Origin of the sequence: Azospirillum oryzae (assembly GCF_900177515.1) — a bacterium.
Taxonomy (GTDB): Bacteria; Pseudomonadota; Alphaproteobacteria; order Azospirillales; family Azospirillaceae; genus Azospirillum; species Azospirillum oryzae_A.
Genome location: NZ_FXAK01000010.1, coordinates 505,105 through 520,595 on the forward strand (window position 1 = coordinate 505,105; position 15,491 = coordinate 520,595).

The 15,491-nt window shown below is 67.4% G+C and carries 14 protein-coding genes, 1 tRNA gene and 1 riboswitch; of the genes, 7 read left to right on the plus strand and 8 right to left on the minus strand.

Features of this window, described 5'->3' with window-relative positions:
• The first annotated feature begins 24 nt into the window (after positions 1 to 24).
• The 4 genes from B9N97_RS34055 to B9N97_RS34070 all read left to right on the plus strand — a co-directional run bounded on the left by B9N97_RS34055 (position 25) and on the right by B9N97_RS34070 (position 2,308).
• Positions 25 to 648: a Maf family protein gene (locus tag B9N97_RS34055; protein ID WP_085092233.1), complete on the plus strand. Its 624-nt coding sequence runs from the start codon at positions 25 to 27 to the stop codon at positions 646 to 648.
• Entirely contained in the window at positions 645 to 1,880 is a 1,236-nt protein-coding gene (locus tag B9N97_RS34060) for a ribonuclease E/G (protein ID WP_085092234.1), read from the plus strand. Before B9N97_RS34055 ends, B9N97_RS34060 begins: the two co-directional genes overlap by 4 nt.
• A 30-nt stretch (positions 1,881 to 1,910) precedes the next feature.
• Positions 1,911 to 2,114, plus strand: a complete 204-nt coding sequence (locus B9N97_RS34065; RefSeq protein WP_085092235.1) for a DNA gyrase inhibitor YacG — start codon at positions 1,911 to 1,913, stop codon at positions 2,112 to 2,114.
• A 118-nt stretch (positions 2,115 to 2,232) separates the two neighbouring features.
• Positions 2,233 to 2,308, plus strand: a tRNA-Phe gene (locus B9N97_RS34070).
• Between the two features lie 771 nt (positions 2,309 to 3,079).
• Here the strand turns inward: B9N97_RS34070 and B9N97_RS34080 are convergent.
• The 3 genes from B9N97_RS34080 to B9N97_RS34090 all read right to left on the minus strand — a co-directional run bounded on the left by B9N97_RS34080 (position 3,080) and on the right by B9N97_RS34090 (position 5,759).
• Complete coding sequence (locus B9N97_RS34080) at positions 3,080 to 3,811, minus strand: DUF3750 domain-containing protein (protein WP_244561078.1); 732 nt, start codon at positions 3,809 to 3,811, stop codon at positions 3,080 to 3,082.
• Positions 3,812 to 3,911: 100 nt separating this feature from the next.
• Positions 3,912 to 4,754, minus strand: coding sequence for a serine O-acetyltransferase (gene cysE, locus B9N97_RS34085; protein ID WP_085092238.1), 843 nt, complete (start codon positions 4,752 to 4,754; stop codon positions 3,912 to 3,914).
• A gap of 24 nt (positions 4,755 to 4,778) precedes the next feature.
• Positions 4,779 to 5,759 carry a helix-turn-helix domain-containing protein gene (locus B9N97_RS34090; protein WP_085092239.1) on the minus strand — a complete coding sequence of 327 codons (981 nt, stop codon included), beginning with the start codon at positions 5,757 to 5,759 and terminating at the stop codon, positions 4,779 to 4,781.
• A gap of 163 nt (positions 5,760 to 5,922) precedes the next feature.
• Here B9N97_RS34090 and pobA point away from each other — a divergent pair, with 163 nt between their 5' ends.
• Entirely contained in the window at positions 5,923 to 7,137 is a 1,215-nt protein-coding gene (gene pobA / locus B9N97_RS34095; RefSeq protein ID WP_085092240.1) for a 4-hydroxybenzoate 3-monooxygenase, read from the plus strand.
• 36 nt (positions 7,138 to 7,173) lie between these two features.
• Here pobA and B9N97_RS34100 read toward each other — a convergent pair whose 3' ends face one another.
• On the minus strand, positions 7,174 to 8,076 hold the full coding sequence (locus B9N97_RS34100; RefSeq protein ID WP_085092241.1) for a prephenate/arogenate dehydrogenase family protein: 903 nt from the start codon (positions 8,074 to 8,076) through the stop codon (positions 7,174 to 7,176).
• 112 nt (positions 8,077 to 8,188) lie between these two features.
• The gene (locus B9N97_RS34105) at positions 8,189 to 9,100 is read right to left on the minus strand and encodes a hydrogen peroxide-inducible genes activator (RefSeq protein WP_085092242.1); all 912 of its coding nucleotides are present in this window, start codon (positions 9,098 to 9,100) and stop codon (positions 8,189 to 8,191) included.
• Between the two features lie 237 nt (positions 9,101 to 9,337).
• On the opposite strand from B9N97_RS34105, the gene ahpC reads away from it, so the two are divergent.
• On the plus strand, positions 9,338 to 9,901 hold the full coding sequence (gene ahpC / locus B9N97_RS34110) for an alkyl hydroperoxide reductase subunit C (RefSeq protein WP_085092243.1): 564 nt from the start codon (positions 9,338 to 9,340) through the stop codon (positions 9,899 to 9,901).
• 402 nt (positions 9,902 to 10,303) lie between these two features.
• Entirely contained in the window at positions 10,304 to 11,899 is a 1,596-nt protein-coding gene (gene ahpF, locus B9N97_RS34115) for an alkyl hydroperoxide reductase subunit F (RefSeq protein ID WP_085092244.1), read from the plus strand.
• Positions 11,900 to 12,007: 108 nt separating this feature from the next.
• On the opposite strand, the gene B9N97_RS34120 is transcribed toward ahpF, so the two are convergent.
• The 3 genes from B9N97_RS34120 to B9N97_RS34130 form a co-directional block, all read right to left on the minus strand.
• Complete coding sequence (locus B9N97_RS34120) at positions 12,008 to 12,586, minus strand: manganese efflux pump MntP (RefSeq protein WP_085092245.1); 579 nt, start codon at positions 12,584 to 12,586, stop codon at positions 12,008 to 12,010.
• Between the two features lie 82 nt (positions 12,587 to 12,668).
• A riboswitch (yybP-ykoY riboswitch) is annotated at positions 12,669 to 12,793 on the minus strand.
• Positions 12,794 to 12,819: 26 nt separating this feature from the next.
• Entirely contained in the window at positions 12,820 to 14,154 is a 1,335-nt protein-coding gene (gene guaD / locus B9N97_RS34125; RefSeq protein ID WP_085092246.1) for a guanine deaminase, read from the minus strand.
• A 35-nt stretch (positions 14,155 to 14,189) separates the two neighbouring features.
• Positions 14,190 to 15,377 carry a urate hydroxylase PuuD gene (locus B9N97_RS34130; protein WP_085092247.1) on the minus strand — a complete coding sequence of 396 codons (1,188 nt, stop codon included), beginning with the start codon at positions 15,375 to 15,377 and terminating at the stop codon, positions 14,190 to 14,192.
• Positions 15,378 to 15,491 lie beyond the last annotated feature (114 nt).

Below are 15,491 nucleotides of genomic sequence, written 5' to 3' on the forward strand. Positions count from 1 at the left end.
ATCCTTGTTGCATCGCGGTTCCCCGTGACGATCCCGTCCAAGGCGCCCCGGCTGGTGCTGGCTTCGGCCTCGCCCCGCCGGCTCGACCTGTTGCGCCAGATCGGCATCGTGCCCGACGCGGTCGATCCCGCCGATCTCGACGAAACGCCGCTGCGCGACGAACTCCCGCCCCAGCACGCCTTGCGTCTGGCGGCGGAGAAGGCGTCGTGCGTCGCCGCGCGCCATCCCGATTCGTGGATTCTCGCCGCCGACACCGTGGTCGCCTGCGGCCGCCGCATCCTGCCCAAGGCCGAACGGGAGGAGGAGGCACGACGCTGCCTGTCCCTGCTGTCCGGCCGGCGGCACCGGGTGCTCGGCGGCATCGTCCTGCTGATTCCAGGGACGGAAGGCCATCGCCGAATTGACCGGCTGGTCCGCACCGACGTCACCTTCAAGGTGCTCGACCGGGCGGAAACCGACGCCTACATCGCGTCGGGCGAATGGAAGGGCAAGGCCGGCGGCTATGCCATCCAGGGCCGGGCGGGGGCGCTGGTACGCTGGATCGGCGGCTCCTACAGCAATGTCGTCGGGCTGTCCCTGCACGAGGTCGCCGGCATGCTGCATGGCGCCGGCTTCCCGCTTCCTCCCCCGACATCTCCTGAACAATGAGCAGGCTTGAGCTGCTGGTCGACCGCGACGGCCCGCTGACGCGGGCGGCGGTGCTGGCCGACGGCCGCCTGACCGACCTGCACATCGACCATGCCGGCCGCCCGTCGCTGCTCGGCGCCGTCATCCTGGGCCGGGTGGAGCGTATCGCCACCGGCCTGAACGGCGCCTTCGTCGATCTCGGACACGGCCTGTCCGGCCTGCTGCCGGCCGCCGACGTGCGCCGTCCCGTCCTCGACGACGACTCTCCGCAACCGCGCCCCAATCGTCCGGGCGCCAAGCCGGCCCCCATCGGCGCGCTGCTGCGCACCGGCCAGCCGGTGATGGTGCAGGTGAAGGCCGATGCAGCCGGGGCCAAGGGTCCGTCGCTGACGATGGACATCACCCTGCCCGGCCGGTTCCTGGTGCACGCGCCGCTCGGCCGCGACATCGCGGTGTCCAAGCGCCTCGGCACCGGTCCGGAGCGTGCCGCGCTGGCCCGCCGCATCGAACAGCTCGCCACCGGCGCCGGCTGGATCGTGCGGGCCGGCGCCGCCCAGGTCTCCGACGAGCTTCTGGCCGCCGAATCGGAGGCGCTGCACCTGCAATGGCGCGCCATCCGCGACGACGCCCGCGCCGGCTCCGCCCCCCGCCTGCTGCATCCGGGCCCCGACGCCCCGACCCGCGCCCTGATCGAGCAGGGAGCCGCCGCCCCCGCCGCCATCCTGGTCGACGACCCGGCCCCGGCCGGTCAAATCAAGATGGGCGACGGGCCGCTGCTGTCGGGTTTGCGCGACTGGTGCGACCGCCACGCCCCCGACCTTCTGCCGCGCCTCAGCGCCCATACCGACGCCCAGCGCCTGTTCGACCTGCGCGACCTCGACTCTGCGATTGCCGAGCTTCTCGACGTCCGGGTGCCGCTGCAGCTCGGCGGTTCGCTGGTGATCGAGCGGACGGAGGCGCTGACGGTGGTCGACGTCAATGCCGGGGAGCGCGGCAACCCGCTGGACGTCAACCTTGACGCCGCTGCGGAGATCGCCCGCCAGCTTCGCCTGCGCAATGTCGGCGGCATCGTGGTGGTGGATTTCGTCAACATGCGCAGCCGCGGCGATGCCGAGCGCGTGCTGGCCGCCCTGTCGCAGGCGGTGGAAAGCGACCCGGTGCAGACCCAAGTTTACGGCATGTCCAAACTGGGCCTGGTCGAACTGACCCGCGCCCGCCGCGGCACGCCGCTGGCAGCCCTGCTGCGGCCCTGACCGCGTATCGTCCGTTACGGAGGCCTTCCCTTGTCCGATCCCCAAACCCTTGGCGCCAAGACAGGCACCAATTGCCCGATCTGCGGCCGTCCGACCGAACCGGCCACCCGCCCCTTCTGTTCCAAGCGTTGCGCCGACGTGGATCTGTCGCGCTGGCTGGGCGGCGTCTACCGCATCGAGAGCCCGGAGACCCCCACCGCGCCCGGCGAATCCGACCCCGATGAGGCGCTGTGAGACGGGTCTAAATTTTTTTGAATTTTCCTCTGGACAGCCCGTCCGAACCTCTCTAAAAAGCGCCCCACACGACGCGCCGCACCGACCGAAACGGTCACCCACCAAGCGGCGCCGAGATGCCCAGGTAGCTCAGTTGGTAGAGCAGGGGACTGAAAATCCCCGTGTCGGCGGTTCGACTCCGTCCCTGGGCACCATCCTCCCTACTTTAAAATCAGCGGGTTGGATGGTGTGGTTAGGCAACTCCTTCTAACCAGTAATCCAAAAAATTAATAAATTTAATCGCGATAAAATATTTAATGCATGGATACATGCATTAAATGTGATTTGCACGCGTGTTAAGAAGCAAGGCAGACGGCACTTTAATACATCTGCCCCGCCACTTAAAGAAATTACCCTTATTAATCTTTCCGGGTGCTATCTGGAGTGCGCGTAATTGGCACCCAAGCTCTCCCCGGCTGTGTGGTGGGAGGCAAACGAGTATTATCAGGCACGGTAGCATAGTTATCTTTTGGCCCACCGCGCGGACCGACTTCCTGATAAATGCCTCCATTCTTGCCGCTGTTTGAGCCTGGGGGAAGTTTACTCATCTAATTCTCCTGGAATGAGGAAAATCACGGCAAACGTGGCCGCAATGACCAGATAGAAAGTGGTGGTTATGACGTCAATGGTGTACCCCAAAAATTTTTTCAGGCTGCGCCCCTGAACACCGTCAGAGCTAACACTCATCCATAAGTATGAATTAAATCGCATTCCTGAATATGGTCGTTGTATGTAAGCGAATGATTTCACAGTTATCTTAGACACATCTTATCTGCCATTAGTGCTTTAATCTGATCTATACTTGAGTAAACTGAATAAAATCATTTGCTTCTGATTTATACTTATATTTAAGCCCTTGCATTCTGCAGTCGGAATTGCTGCCGATATGTGATTTTACCTTACAAGGTGCGTGAGGAAGCCTACTCTCACCACCCCACCCGTCCAATCCCCGGCAGTTTCACTGCAAGGTCCAGCGGGTCGATGCCGATGGTCAATCCCAGCAAGTTGACTTCCAGCCCCTCTTCCAGCGCCAGCAGCAGGCCGGCGACGCCGAACAGGCTGATCTGCCAGCCGGTGCCGCTCGGCGCCCGCGCGAACACCCCACGCCCCAGGTAATCCTTCCCCAGCGCGGTCGATGGCAGGTCGAGCCGCAGCTCCGGCACGGCGCGGGCGACCCAGGCGGCGAAGGTGTTGCTGTTGGGGCCGGGCCAGACACGGTACTCGCCGGCGTAGGGATAGCTGGATGCTGCCTCGGCGATCTTGGGGATGGCGGCTTCGGCGGCAGGGCCGCGCAGCTCGCCCAGCAGAATGGGCTGGGCGCCGAACCAGCGGCCGTCGGGATCGCGGTTGCTGACGGAGACCACCGACAGGCCGCGGTATGCGCGCCAGCCGATCACCTCATAGACCGTATAGCTGCGGGCGCCGGCCGGCTTCACCGCAAACCAGGGATGCACGCCGAAGGCGCCGCGCCAGGACAGGACGCGGGCAGCATAGACCTGCACCACCGCCTCCGGCGTCGTCGCCGCGTCGGGGGCGAGGCCGACCGGGCTGCGGTCGATGCGGCTCCAGTCGACGGCCGTCGGCACCGCCCCGGAGGCAAGCAGGAACACCGGCCCGGCCAGCAGCAGGACCAGCGTCAACAGAAATGCCAGCAACACCCTCACGGCCCTCACGCCCTATTACCGTCCCCCTTCTATGTAGTCATTGCGAAGGCGGATTTCCGGTGACAGCGGAAGGACACAGCGCGGAGGAGGCCGCTCAGATGCTGTAATCGCCCTGTTGCAGGCTCTGGTCCATGGTCAGGGCCGGCGCCGGCTCGTCGCGGCACCAGCCGACGACCTTGGCGGGCACGCCGGCCACGGTGGCACAGCCGGGGACGTCCTTCAGCACGACACTGCCGGCGCCGACCTTGGCATGGGCGCCGATGGTGATGTTGCCCAGCACCTTGGCCCCGGCCGACAGCAGCACGCCGTCGCGCACCTTGGGATGGCGGTCGCCATGCTCCTTGCCGGTGCCGCCCAGCGTGACGTTCTGCAGGATCGACACGTCGTTGCCGATCACCGCCGTCTCGCCGATCACCACGCCGGTGCCATGGTCGATGAACACGCCGCGCCCGACCGGCACCGCCGGGTGGATGTCGACGGCGAAAGCCTCCGACACCCGGCTTTGCAGGAAGTGGGCAAGGTCGTGCCGCTGGCCCTTCCACAGCCAGTTGGCGACGCGGTGCCATTGCAGGGCGTGGAAGCCCTTGAAATAGAGGAAGGGCGTCAGGCAGCCGTCGGCGGCCGGGTCGCGCGCCAGGATGGCGGCGAGGTCGGCGGCGGCTGCCTCGACGATGGCCGGGTCGGACTCCATGGCGTCGCGCACCACGGCGGCCAGCCGGTCCTCCGGCATGGCGCGGTCGGCCAGCTTGCGCACCAGCAGGGCCGCCAATGCCGGGCCGAATCCGTCGCGCGCCAGCACCGCGTCATAGAGGTAGGGGGCGAGGCCGCTTTCCTCCTCCGCCACGCGGGCGGCGTCGGCGCGCAGCCGGCGCCACAGCGACTGTTCGACCGTCTCGGCCGGCTCGCGCATCGTGACGTCCAGGCTGTCCATCGCCATCACCCTCTTCCGAAAACAAGGCTGTTACTGTGGTGAGCGGCCCCCGGTCCGGTCAAGGCCGTTCCCGTCAGGGCTGCATCCCGCCGAACCCTCCGCATGCGCCCGGCGGAAGGCCTGCGGCGACTGCCCCTGGCGCTTGGTGAAGAAGCGGGAGAAATAGGCGGGGTCCTCGAAGCCCAGGGCATAGCCGATCTCCGCCATGCCATGGCTGGTGTAGATCAGCGAACGGCGGGCCTCCAGCATCAGCCGGGCATGGACCAGCTGCAGGGTCGACAGGCCGGTGACGCGGCGGCAGGCGGCGTTCAGCCGGCCGGGCGTGACGCCCAGCGCGGCGGCATAGCGCTCCACCGGCCAATGCCGGCTGAACCGCTCGTCGATCATCTGCCGCAGCCGGGCGAGCAGCCGCAGATCGGGCGACAGCCCCTGCCCGTCGCGCCCGGCGCCGTCCCGCCGCCGGTCGGCCGCCAGCCGCGCGGTGGCGACCAGCAGAAGCATGACCTGCGCCGAAATGACGCTGGCCCGGCCGATGTGGTGGGCGCGGAACTCCCGCCTGATTTCGGCGAAACAGCGGTCGAGCGCCGCCGCCTCGTCCGACCCGGCATCCAGATCCCAGGCCAACGGCAGGGCCGGGGCCTCGCGCAGTTCGGCTTCCGGTGCGGCAGACAGCACACCGGCGAGGAACCCCTCCGACATGGTCAGCACATGGCCGTCGGTGCCGGGATCGAAGCGGAAACCATGCACCACCTGCGCCGGCACGGTGATCAGCGCCGGGGCGCGGAACACCACCTCCACCCCGTCGGCGGTCAGCCGGCCGCCGCCGTCCGTGACCAGCAGCGCATGGCTCAGCCCATCATGGCGGTGGGGGCGGACCTCCCAATTGTACAAGCGCATCCGCTCCGGAATCGTCTCGATATGGACGAAGCGCAGCTCCGGCAGCGCCGGCGGTTCGCCGTACAGCCAATAGCGGGGAATGGGTTCGGCGCTGTGGGCAGGATGGGCGGACATCGCACAGGCTCCGGCAGGCTTGCGATGAAAAGTACAAGTCTTTCGCCGGTTCGTCTATGTCCGGCCCTCCACTTCCGGGAATAGCATGAGTGCAAATGATTGGTGCGCACAACAATCAGCAAAAGCGCGCGCCTGCCGCCAGTCCCGAAGGAGGGCGAGAGACATGCATCCGACAAAATCGGCCAATACCCAGTCTGGCCGCACCCAGGTCGCCATCGTCGGCGCCGGCCCCGCCGGACTGTTCCTGTCCCATCTGCTGCACCGCCAGGGCATCGAGTCGGTGATCCTGGAACACCGCAGCCGCGAGGAGATCGAGGGCACCATCCGCGCCGGCGTGCTGGAGCAATGGGTTGTCGACCTGATGAACGACATGGGCCTTGGCGAGCGCATGATGCGCGAGGCCCATTTCCACTCCGGCATCACGCTGCGCTTCGACCGCCGCAGCCACCACATCGACATGGCGGAACTGACCGGCGGCAAGCGCGTCACCGTCTACGCCCAGCACGAGGTGATCCGCGACCTCGTCTCCGCCCGGCTGGAGGATGGCGGGTCCATCCTGTTCGGCGTCTCCGACGTGCAGTTCCTCGATCTGGAGGGCAAGACGCCGCGCGTACAGTTCCGCCGAGGACCGGACGAACCGATTGAGGAGTTGCGCTGCGATTTCGTCGCCGGCTGCGACGGCTTCCACGGACCGAGCCGGCAGGCGATCCCGGCCGCCGCGCGCACCGAATACCAGATGGTCTATCCCTTCGGCTGGCTCGGCATCCTGACCGAGGCGCCGCCGTCGCATCCCGAACTGATCTACGCCAACCACGAGCGCGGCTTCGCCCTGCTCAGCACCCGCTCGCCGGAGGTGCAGCGGCTCTACATCCAGGTCGATCCCAGGGACGACATCGCCAACTGGTCCGACGACCGCATCTGGTCCGAACTGCACCGCCGGTTGGAGGACGACAGCGGTTGGACGCTGACGGAGGGGCCGGTCTTCCAGAAGGGAATCATCGCCATGCGCAGCTTCGTCTGCGATCCCATGCAGCATGGCCGGCTGTTCATCGCCGGCGACGCCGCCCACATCGTGCCGCCGACCGGCGCCAAGGGGCTGAACCTCGCGGTCGCCGATGTGGCCGTGCTGTCCCGCGCCCTGGCCGCCTACTATAAATCCGGCACGACCGCGGGGTTGGACGGCTACAGCGCCACCTGCCTGCGGCGGATCTGGAAGGCGGAGCGCTTCTCCTGGTCGATGACCACCATGCTTCACCGAAACGAGGCGGAGTCGCCGTTCGAGCAGCGCGTGCATCTGGCCGAGCTGGACTATCTGGTCCATTCCCGCGCCGCCATGACGGCACTGGCGGAGAATTACGTAGGCTTGCCGATGGAATGAAGAACCGCCGGCACGCCCGCCCCTTACGCCTGACCCTTACGCTTGCTTGGCGTCGATGATGCCCCGGCGCACGGCCCGCGTCTTGGTGAAGTGGTCCTGCAGCTGCTGCCCCTCGCCCCAGCGGATGGCGCGCTGCAGCGCCGTCAGGTCCTCGGTGAAGCGCTGCAGGATCTCCAGCACCGCCTCGCGGTTGTTCAGGAACACGTCGCGCCACATCACCGGATCGCTGGCAGCGATGCGGGTGAAATCGCGGAAGCCGCCGGCGGAGAACTTGATCACCTCGGACTTGGTGTCCTCCTCCAGGTCCGACGCGGTGCCGACGATTGTGTAGGCGATCAGGTGCGGCAGGTGCGAGGTGATGGCCAGCACGCGGTCATGGTGGCTGGCCTCCATGATCTCCACCGTGGAGCCGACGCGGCGCCACAGCTCCGTCACCCGCTCAAGCGCGTTGCGGTCGGCTCCGGACGGCGGGGTCAGGATGCACCAGCGGCCCTGGAACAGGGTGGCGAAGCCGGCCTCCGGCCCGGAATGCTCGGTGCCCGCCACCGGGTGGCCGGGGATCAGGTGGACGCCGTCCGGCAGATGCGGCCCGACGTCGCGCAGGGTCGCCTGCTTGACCGAGCCGACGTCGGTGACGATGGTCCCGCGCTGCAGCAACGGCCCGATGGCCTCGGCGACCGCGGCATAGCTGCCGACCGGGGTCGACAGAATCACCAGATCGGCACCGGCCAGCGCCACCGCCGGATCGGTGGAGGCCTCCGCCACGATGCCCAGCTCCAGCGCCTTGGCGCAGGCCTCTGCACTGCGGTCGGTGCAGACGACCTGCCGCGCGATCCCATATTCCGCCAGCGCCCGCGCCAGGGAGGAGCCGATCAGGCCGATGCCGATGATGGCGACGCGGTCGAAGAGAGGTGCGGTGTCGGTGCTGGCGGTGGACATGACGCAGGGTGTCCCGAAAGCGGAGTGAACGGGCGAAAAACCGTCCCGTTTAAACCACCTCGCACCCGCCGGACCAAGCGATTCTTTATCGCCCAGCCCCTGCAAGGACCCGTCACCCCTCCTTCGCCGTCATCTCCGCCCGCAGCGCTTCGGCCAGCCGCTGGAAGGTCTCCTTCCGGCCGGAGGTGCGGCGCCAGGCCAGCGCGATCCGCCGCCCCGGCCGGCCGCCAGCCAGCGGACGCACCGCCAGATCCAGCCCACGCAGGATGCCCGAATCGACCGCCATCTGCGGCAGCAGCGTCACCCCCAGCCCGTTCGCCACCATCTGCACCAGCGTGTGCAGGCTGGTGCCCTCGAAGGCTGTGTTGTGCGGCGTCGCGTCCAGCGCGCAGGCGGCCATGGCGTGGTCGCGCAGGCAGTGCCCGTCCTCCAGCAGCAGCAGATCCTCCGACGGGACCGTCACCGGCTCGGCCGGATCGCCGGCGTTCAGCCGGTGGCCGGTGGGGCAGACGAAGGAGAAGCGGTCCTCCGCGATGTCCTCCGTCTCCAGATCGCCCATCGGATAGGGCAAGGCCAGCAACGCCGCATCCAGCTTGCCGGCGTTCAGCTGTTCCAGCAGCCGCGCCGTCTGGTCCTCGCGCAGATAAAGCCGCAGGCGCGGGAAGGTCTCGCGCAGGGCCGGCATCACGCGGGGGATCAGGAAAGGGCCGATGGTCGGGATCACGCCGAGATGGAGCGACCCCGACATTGGATCGGCGGCCGAGCGGGTGATGTCCACCAGCTCCTCCGCCCCCTTCAGCAATTGCCGCGCCCGCTCCGCGATCTCGCGGCCGAGCGGGGTCGGCAGGACGGAGCGGCGCGTGCGCTCCACCAGCGTGGCGCCCAGCAGATCCTCAAGCTCCTGAAGGCCGGCGCTGAGCGTCGACTGGCTGACGAGACAGGCCTCCGCCGCCTGCCCGAAATGGCAGCGGTCGACGACGGCGACGAGATAGCGGAGCTGGCGTAGGGTAGGGAGCGGTTTCATGCCCGGTTATGTAATCGGTTTTATCGATCAATCCAATTGGTATTTTCTACTTCTCTTGATAACCGATTTCCCGTATTCCTCCACGGGTCAACGGGACACGGGAACATCGCCCCCTTCCCTGGCCACAAGGCAGGCCCTCTTGTTCGACCCGGTGCGCCGCACTAAGTCGGGCATGTCACGGCCCCCGGCCGGAGATCGAGGCGACAACCATTCATCGCACCTCATCGGAGAACACAAATGTCTTTGATCAACAGCGAGATTAAGCCCTTCAAGGCGACCGCGTTCAAGAACGGCAAGTTCATCGACGTGACCGACGCCGACCTGAAGGGCAAGTGGTCGGTCGTGTTCTTCTATCCGGCTGACTTCACCTTCGTCTGCCCGACGGAGCTGGAGGATCTGGCCGACAACTACGCCGAATTCCAGAAGCTGGGCGTCGAGATCTACAGCGTCTCGACCGACACCCACTTCTGCCACAAGGCCTGGCACGACACCTCGCCGGCCATCGGCAAGATCAACTACACCATGATCGGCGACCCGACGCTGGCGATCAGCCGCAACTTCGAGGTCCTGATCGAGGAAGTCGGTCTGGCCGACCGCGGCACCTTCGTCGTCGACCCGGACGGCAAGATCCAGATCGTCGAGATCACCGCCGGCGGCGTCGGCCGCGACGCCAAGGAGCTGCTGCGCAAGATCAAGGCCGTCCAGTACGTCGCCGCCCACCCGGGCGAGGTCTGCCCGGCCAAGTGGCAGGAAGGCGAGAAGACCCTCGCCCCTTCGCTCGACCTCGTCGGCAAGATCTAAGGTTTCCCCTTCAAGGGAAATCCTAAGGATCGGGGGCCGGCTTCGGCCGGCTCCCACCCCGCTCCGGCGGGAGTGAACACCAGTACCCTTGATCGGCCGGACCGGCCGCAAGGCACGTTTTCCCGGGCTGGCTTTCAAAGCCTCCCCGCCATCAGGGTCCGTCATCGGTTTCCCCATCCCCGCGAAGGCAGGAACCCAGGCGCGCGTTTTGTCGCAGTGCTTCCAAAGTCTGGATCCCCGCCTGCGCGGGGAGGACGATGACGTTTCAAACTCTTCACTGTTTCAAAACCAGACCGCCCGCCCGACCGGCTCTTTTGACTCGGGCCACCATTTTTCCGCCCGGATCGCCGCGAAATCACGCAGGCGATCCGCCCCGGACACGAGACGTTGGGAACGAAAGCCATGCTGGACGCCAATCTGAAGACGCAGTTGAAGGCCTATCTGGAGCGCATCACCAACCCGATCACGCTGGTGGCGTCGCTGGACGACGGCGCGAAGTCGCAGGAGATGCTGGGCCTGCTGGAAGACATCGCATCGCTGTCGGACAAGATCACGCTGGACCGCAACGGCGCCGACGAGCGCCGGCCCTCCTTCGCCATCAAGCGCGACGGCACCGACATCGGCGTCACCTTCGCCGGCCTGCCGATGGGTCACGAATTCAACTCGCTGGTTCTGGCACTGCTGCAGGTCGGCGGCCATCCGTCCAAGGAGTCGGAGGAACTGCTGGAGCAGATCCGCAACCTGGACGGCGATTTCCGCTTCGAGACCTATTTCTCGCTGTCCTGCCAGAACTGCCCGGACGTGGTCCAGGCCCTGAACCTGATGAGCGCGCTGAACCCGCGGATCAAGCATGTCGCCATCGACGGCGCGCTGTTCCAGCAGGAGGTCGAGCAGCGTCAGGTGATGGCCGTCCCCACCGTTTTCCTGAACGGCGAGCCCTTCGCCCAGGGCCGGATGGACGTGGCGCAGATCGTCGCAAAGCTCGACACCGGCGCCGTCGCCCGCGCCGCCGAGAAGATCAAGGCCAAGGCCCCGTTCGAGGTGCTGGTGATCGGCGGCGGCCCCGCCGGCGCCGCGGCCGCCATCTATGCCGCCCGCAAGGGCATCCGCACCGGCGTGGCGGCCGAACGGTTCGGCGGTCAGGTGCTCGACACCATGGCGATCGAGAACTTCATCTCCGTCTCCCACACCGAGGGGCCGAAGCTGGCCGCGGCGCTGGAACAGCACGTCAAGGACTATGAGGTCGACGTGATGAACCTGCAGACCGCCACCGCCCTGGTGCCGGCGGCGCAGGAAGGCGGGCTGATCGAGGTGAAGCTGGCCAGCGGCGCCTCGCTGAAATCCCGCACCGTGGTGCTGTCGACCGGCGCCCGCTGGCGCTCGATGAATGTCCCGGGCGAGGCGGAATACCGCAACAAGGGCGTCGCCTACTGCCCGCACTGCGACGGCCCGCTGTTCAAGGGCAAGCGCGTGGCGGTGATCGGCGGCGGCAACTCCGGCGTCGAGGCGGCGATCGACCTCGCCGGCATCGTCTCGCACGTCACGCTGATCGAGTTCGACAACCAGCTGCGTGCCGACGCGGTGCTGCAGCGCAAGCTGCACAGCCTGCCCAACGTCACCGTTCTCCTGTCGGCCCAGACCACCGAGGTGCATGGCGACGGCAACAAGGTCGTCGGCCTGTCCTACAAGGACCGCAACAGCGGCGAGCTGAAGCGGGTCGATCTGGAAGGCATCTTCGTGCAGATCGGTCTGGTGCCGAACACCGAATGGCTGAAGGGCACGCTGGCGCTGACCCCGCGCGGCGAAATCGAGGTGGACAACCGCGGCCAGACCTCGCTGCCCGGCGTCTTCGCCGCCGGCGACGCGACGACGGTGCCGTTCAAGCAGATCGTCATCGCCATGGGCGAGGGCGCCAAGGCCGCGCTGGCCGCCTTCGACCACCTGATCCGCACGGTCCCGGCCGAGGAACCGGCCCGCGAGACCATCGCGGCGGAGTAAAGACGGAAGGAGCCGGGGCGACGCATCGCCCCGGCTCCATTTACTTCCAGCCCTTTCCCAGGGGAGAGGGGAAATTTCCCGTTCAGGCCGGCCGGATGGGTGACTGTGTCACCCCAGCGTATGCTCCAACAGGATCTTCGCGCCCAGGCCGATCAGCACCACGCCGCCAGCCATTTCCGCCCAGCGGCCCAGATGGTTGCCGGCGGCCTTGCCGATCAGCACGCCGCCAAAGGCCACCGCGAAGGTCACCGCGCCGATCAGTGCCGAGGTCGTGACCATGTCCACATCGACCAGCGCCAGACCCGCGCCGACGGCGGCGGCGTCGATGCTGGTGGCGACGGCGGTGGTCAGCAGGGCCAGCCATTCGGCCCGCGCGCTGCGCACCGGGCCGCAATCCTCCTCGCTCTCGTCATCGCCGTCCATGATGGCGTTGCGCAGCATCGCACCGCCGACCGCCAGCAGCAGGCCGAAGGCGATCCAGTGATCGACCGATTCCACGAGGCTAGCGAAGGCGATGCCGACGCCCCAGCCGACCAGCGGCATGGCGAACTGGCAGACGCCGAAGGCCGCGCCCACGCGCACCGCCTCGGGCAGGCCGGACCGGCGCGAGCAGGCGCCGCGGCCGAGAGCGGCGGCGAAGCTATCCATCGAAAGGCTGAAGGCGAGCGCGAGGGACGTGGCGATCATGGCTATTCCCGGGCCAGACAACACAGTGGAATCGGACGGACTCCGGCTGGCCGCGGAGATGCCCGATCCACTGGTCTCGCCGGGTCGGCCCTCTGGCCGCCGTGCGCGCCATGGCGGTAGCGGCCGGAGGCCGGAACCATCCAAGTCTGTTGACGCGAACCCCACCGGATCGGTGCCGGCGGGTGGCTACTCCCCAATGACGGGGGAACTCCTACAAGGACTAGGGGCTTGGGTCAAGCGCCCGATTGCCGCAGGTGCGAGATACGGCCGCGCAGATAGGTGGCGGCCACCGAACGGTCGTCGCCCAGCGTCACCTGGATGAACAGCTCCTCCTCCAGATCGCCGTCTACGGCATTCATGCGATGTCGCATAGCCGGGGTCGCGGCGGGGTCGAGCACGACGAGGTCGGCCCAGCGGCCGGGCTCGAGGCTGCCGATCTCGTCGGCCATGCCCAGCGCCTCGGCATTGCCGCGGGTCATCCAGTGCAAGGCGGCGAGCGCCGGCAGGTTCTGGCGCCGCAGCTGCAGCACCTTGTAGGCCTCCGCCGCCGTGCGCAGCATCGAATAGCTGGTGCCGCCGCCGACATCGGTGGCGATGGCGGTGCGCACCGGCCGCTCCGGCTTCGACAGGGCGTCGAGGTCGAACAGGCCGCTGCCGATGAACAGGTTGCTGGTCGGGCAGAAGACGGCGACCGACCCGCTCTCCGACAGCCGGCCCATCTCCGCTTCCGACAAATGGATGCAGTGGCCGAACAGCGAGGTCGGACCCAGCAGCCCGAAGCGGTCGTAGACGTCGGTGTAGTCACGCGCGCCGGGGAACAGGCGCCGCACCTCGGCGATCTCGTCGGTGTTCTCCGACAGGTGGGTCTGCATGTGGACGCCGGGATGCTCGCGCAGCAGCGCGCCCGCCGCCTCCAGCTGCGCCTCCGTCGAGGTGATGGCGAAGCGCGGGGTCACCGCATAGCGCTGCCGCCCCGTGCCGTGCCAGCGGCCGATCAGATCCTTGCCGTCGCGATAGCTGCTGTCGGCCGTGTCGGTCAGGGCGGGCGGAGCATGGCGGTCCATCATCACCTTGCCGGCGATCATCCCGGCGCCGCGCGCCTCGGCCTCCGCGAACAGGGCGTCGACCGACTGCGGATGGACCGAGCCATAGACCACCGCCGTCGTCGTGCCGTTGCGCAGCAGCTCGTCCATGAAGAAGGCGGCGTTGGCGGCGGCGTGGGCCGGATCGGCGAAGCGCTGTTCCTCGATGAAGGTGTATTTCTCCAGCCAGTCGAGCAGCTGGGCGCCGTAGGAGGCGATGACCTGGGTCTGCGGGAAATGGATGTGGGTGTCGATGAAGCCCGGCAGCACCGGCTTGCCGCTGTGGTCGTCGACCGCCACCCCCTCCGGCACCCGGCCCCGCAGGTCCGCCCACTCACCGACCTCCAGAATCCGCCCGTCGGCCCCGACCAGCAGCAGCCCGTCCTCGTGATGGGTCAGGCAATCGAAGTCCCCCGGCCCGGCGGGTGCGCGATGGAAGCTGAGCAGGCGCCCACGGATGGCGGAAGCAACGGTTTGGTCGGGCATGGGGATCCGGTTCGATGGAGAATCTGTGAGGGCGGTTACTTAATGTCCCCAGACCACGCCGCCAACACCGCGCGTTCCTGGGGGGTGATGCCGGTGATGTTGGCGGGGGGCATGGCGCTGCTGAAGCCGGCCTGCAGGCGGATCTGCTCGGCATGGCGGCGGATTCCGTCGCCTTCCAGCACGACGCCGCGCGGCGGGGTGGCGATGCCCTCCCACACCGGTTGGGCGGCATGGCACATGCTGCAGCGGGTGGAGACGATCTCCTCGACCTGATTGAAGCCGACCTTGACCGGCGCCGCCTCGGCCGTGTCGCCGGTCGCCGGCCCCATGGTGCTGAGCCACGCGCAGGCCAGCATGCCGGCGGCGGCGACTCCCCAGGTCCACCAGGGCGTCGGCTTGCCGGCATGGCGGCTGTTGAAGAAGTGGCGGATCGCCGTGCCGACCACCAGCACCAGCGCCACCATTACCCAGTTGTAGCGGGTGGAGCTGACCAGCGGATAATGGTTGGACAGCATCAGGAAGACGACCGGCAGGGTCAGGTAGTTGTTGTGCAGCGACCGCTGCTTGGCTTTCTTTCCCAGCAACGGGTCCGGCGTCTCGCCGCGCAGCATGGCGGCCACCGTCTTGCGCTGGTTGGGGATGATCAGCATGAAGACGTTGCAGGCCATCATCGTCGCCATCAGGGCGCCGACCTGCAGCATGGCGCCGCGCCCGCTGAAGACCTTGGTCATCGCCCAGGCCGTCGCCACCAGCAGCACGAATCCGGCAACCGCGAGCGCCCCGTCGTTGCGGCCCAGCGGCGACTTGCACATCAGGTCATAGGCGACCCAGCCCGCCACCAGCGCGCCGACGCTGATCGCCACCGCCTGCCAGTGGCTGAGCGCCATCACGTCCTGGTCGATCAGGAACAGGTCGGCGCCGCGGTAATACAGCACGCACATCAGGAAGAAGCCGCTGAGCCAGGTCGCGTAGGATTCCCACTTGAACCAGGTGAGATCCTCCGGCAACTGCGGCGGGGCGACCATGTATTTGGTCATGTGATAGAAGCCGCCGCCGTGGATTTGCCACGCATCCCCCGCCGTCCCGGCCGGCGCCCCGGCCCGCTTGCGCAGCGAGGCGTCGAGATGGATGAAGTAGAAGGACGATCCGATCCAGGCGATGGCGGTGATGACGTGCAGCCACCGCGCCAGGGCGTTGATCCATTCCCACAGGATGGGCTCCATCGCGCGCACGCTCCTTCCGGTCGAGATCGATGGCTTGACTGTACGGCGAGTGTGCGGGTGCGGAAAACCATTCGTCCGTCCCAACAGCTTCAAAAAATGACGAAAGATGGGGGA

Excerpts from the sequence above, each read along its gene's own strand:
- B9N97_RS34130 (WP_085092247.1), bottom strand. The coding sequence starts at position 15,377 with ATGGAGCCCATCCTGTGGGAATGGATCAACGCCCTGGCGCGGTGGCTG.
- ahpF (WP_085092244.1), top strand. The coding sequence starts at position 10,304 with ATGCTGGACGCCAATCTGAAGACGCAGTTGAAGGCCTATCTGGAGCGC.
- B9N97_RS34090 (WP_085092239.1), bottom strand. The coding sequence starts at position 5,759 with ATGTCCGCCCATCCTGCCCACAGCGCCGAACCCATTCCCCGCTATTGG.
- B9N97_RS34100 (WP_085092241.1), bottom strand. The coding sequence starts at position 8,076 with ATGTCCACCGCCAGCACCGACACCGCACCTCTCTTCGACCGCGTCGCC.
- B9N97_RS34120 (WP_085092245.1), bottom strand. The coding sequence starts at position 12,586 with ATGATCGCCACGTCCCTCGCGCTCGCCTTCAGCCTTTCGATGGATAGC.
- cysE (WP_085092238.1), bottom strand. The coding sequence starts at position 4,754 with ATGGCGATGGACAGCCTGGACGTCACGATGCGCGAGCCGGCCGAGACG.
- B9N97_RS34105 (WP_085092242.1), bottom strand. The coding sequence starts at position 9,100 with ATGAAACCGCTCCCTACCCTACGCCAGCTCCGCTATCTCGTCGCCGTC.
- pobA (WP_085092240.1), top strand. The coding sequence starts at position 5,923 with ATGCATCCGACAAAATCGGCCAATACCCAGTCTGGCCGCACCCAGGTC.
- B9N97_RS34060 (WP_085092234.1), top strand. The coding sequence starts at position 645 with ATGAGCAGGCTTGAGCTGCTGGTCGACCGCGACGGCCCGCTGACGCGG.
- ahpC (WP_085092243.1), top strand. The coding sequence starts at position 9,338 with ATGTCTTTGATCAACAGCGAGATTAAGCCCTTCAAGGCGACCGCGTTC.
- guaD (WP_085092246.1), bottom strand. The coding sequence starts at position 14,154 with ATGCCCGACCAAACCGTTGCTTCCGCCATCCGTGGGCGCCTGCTCAGC.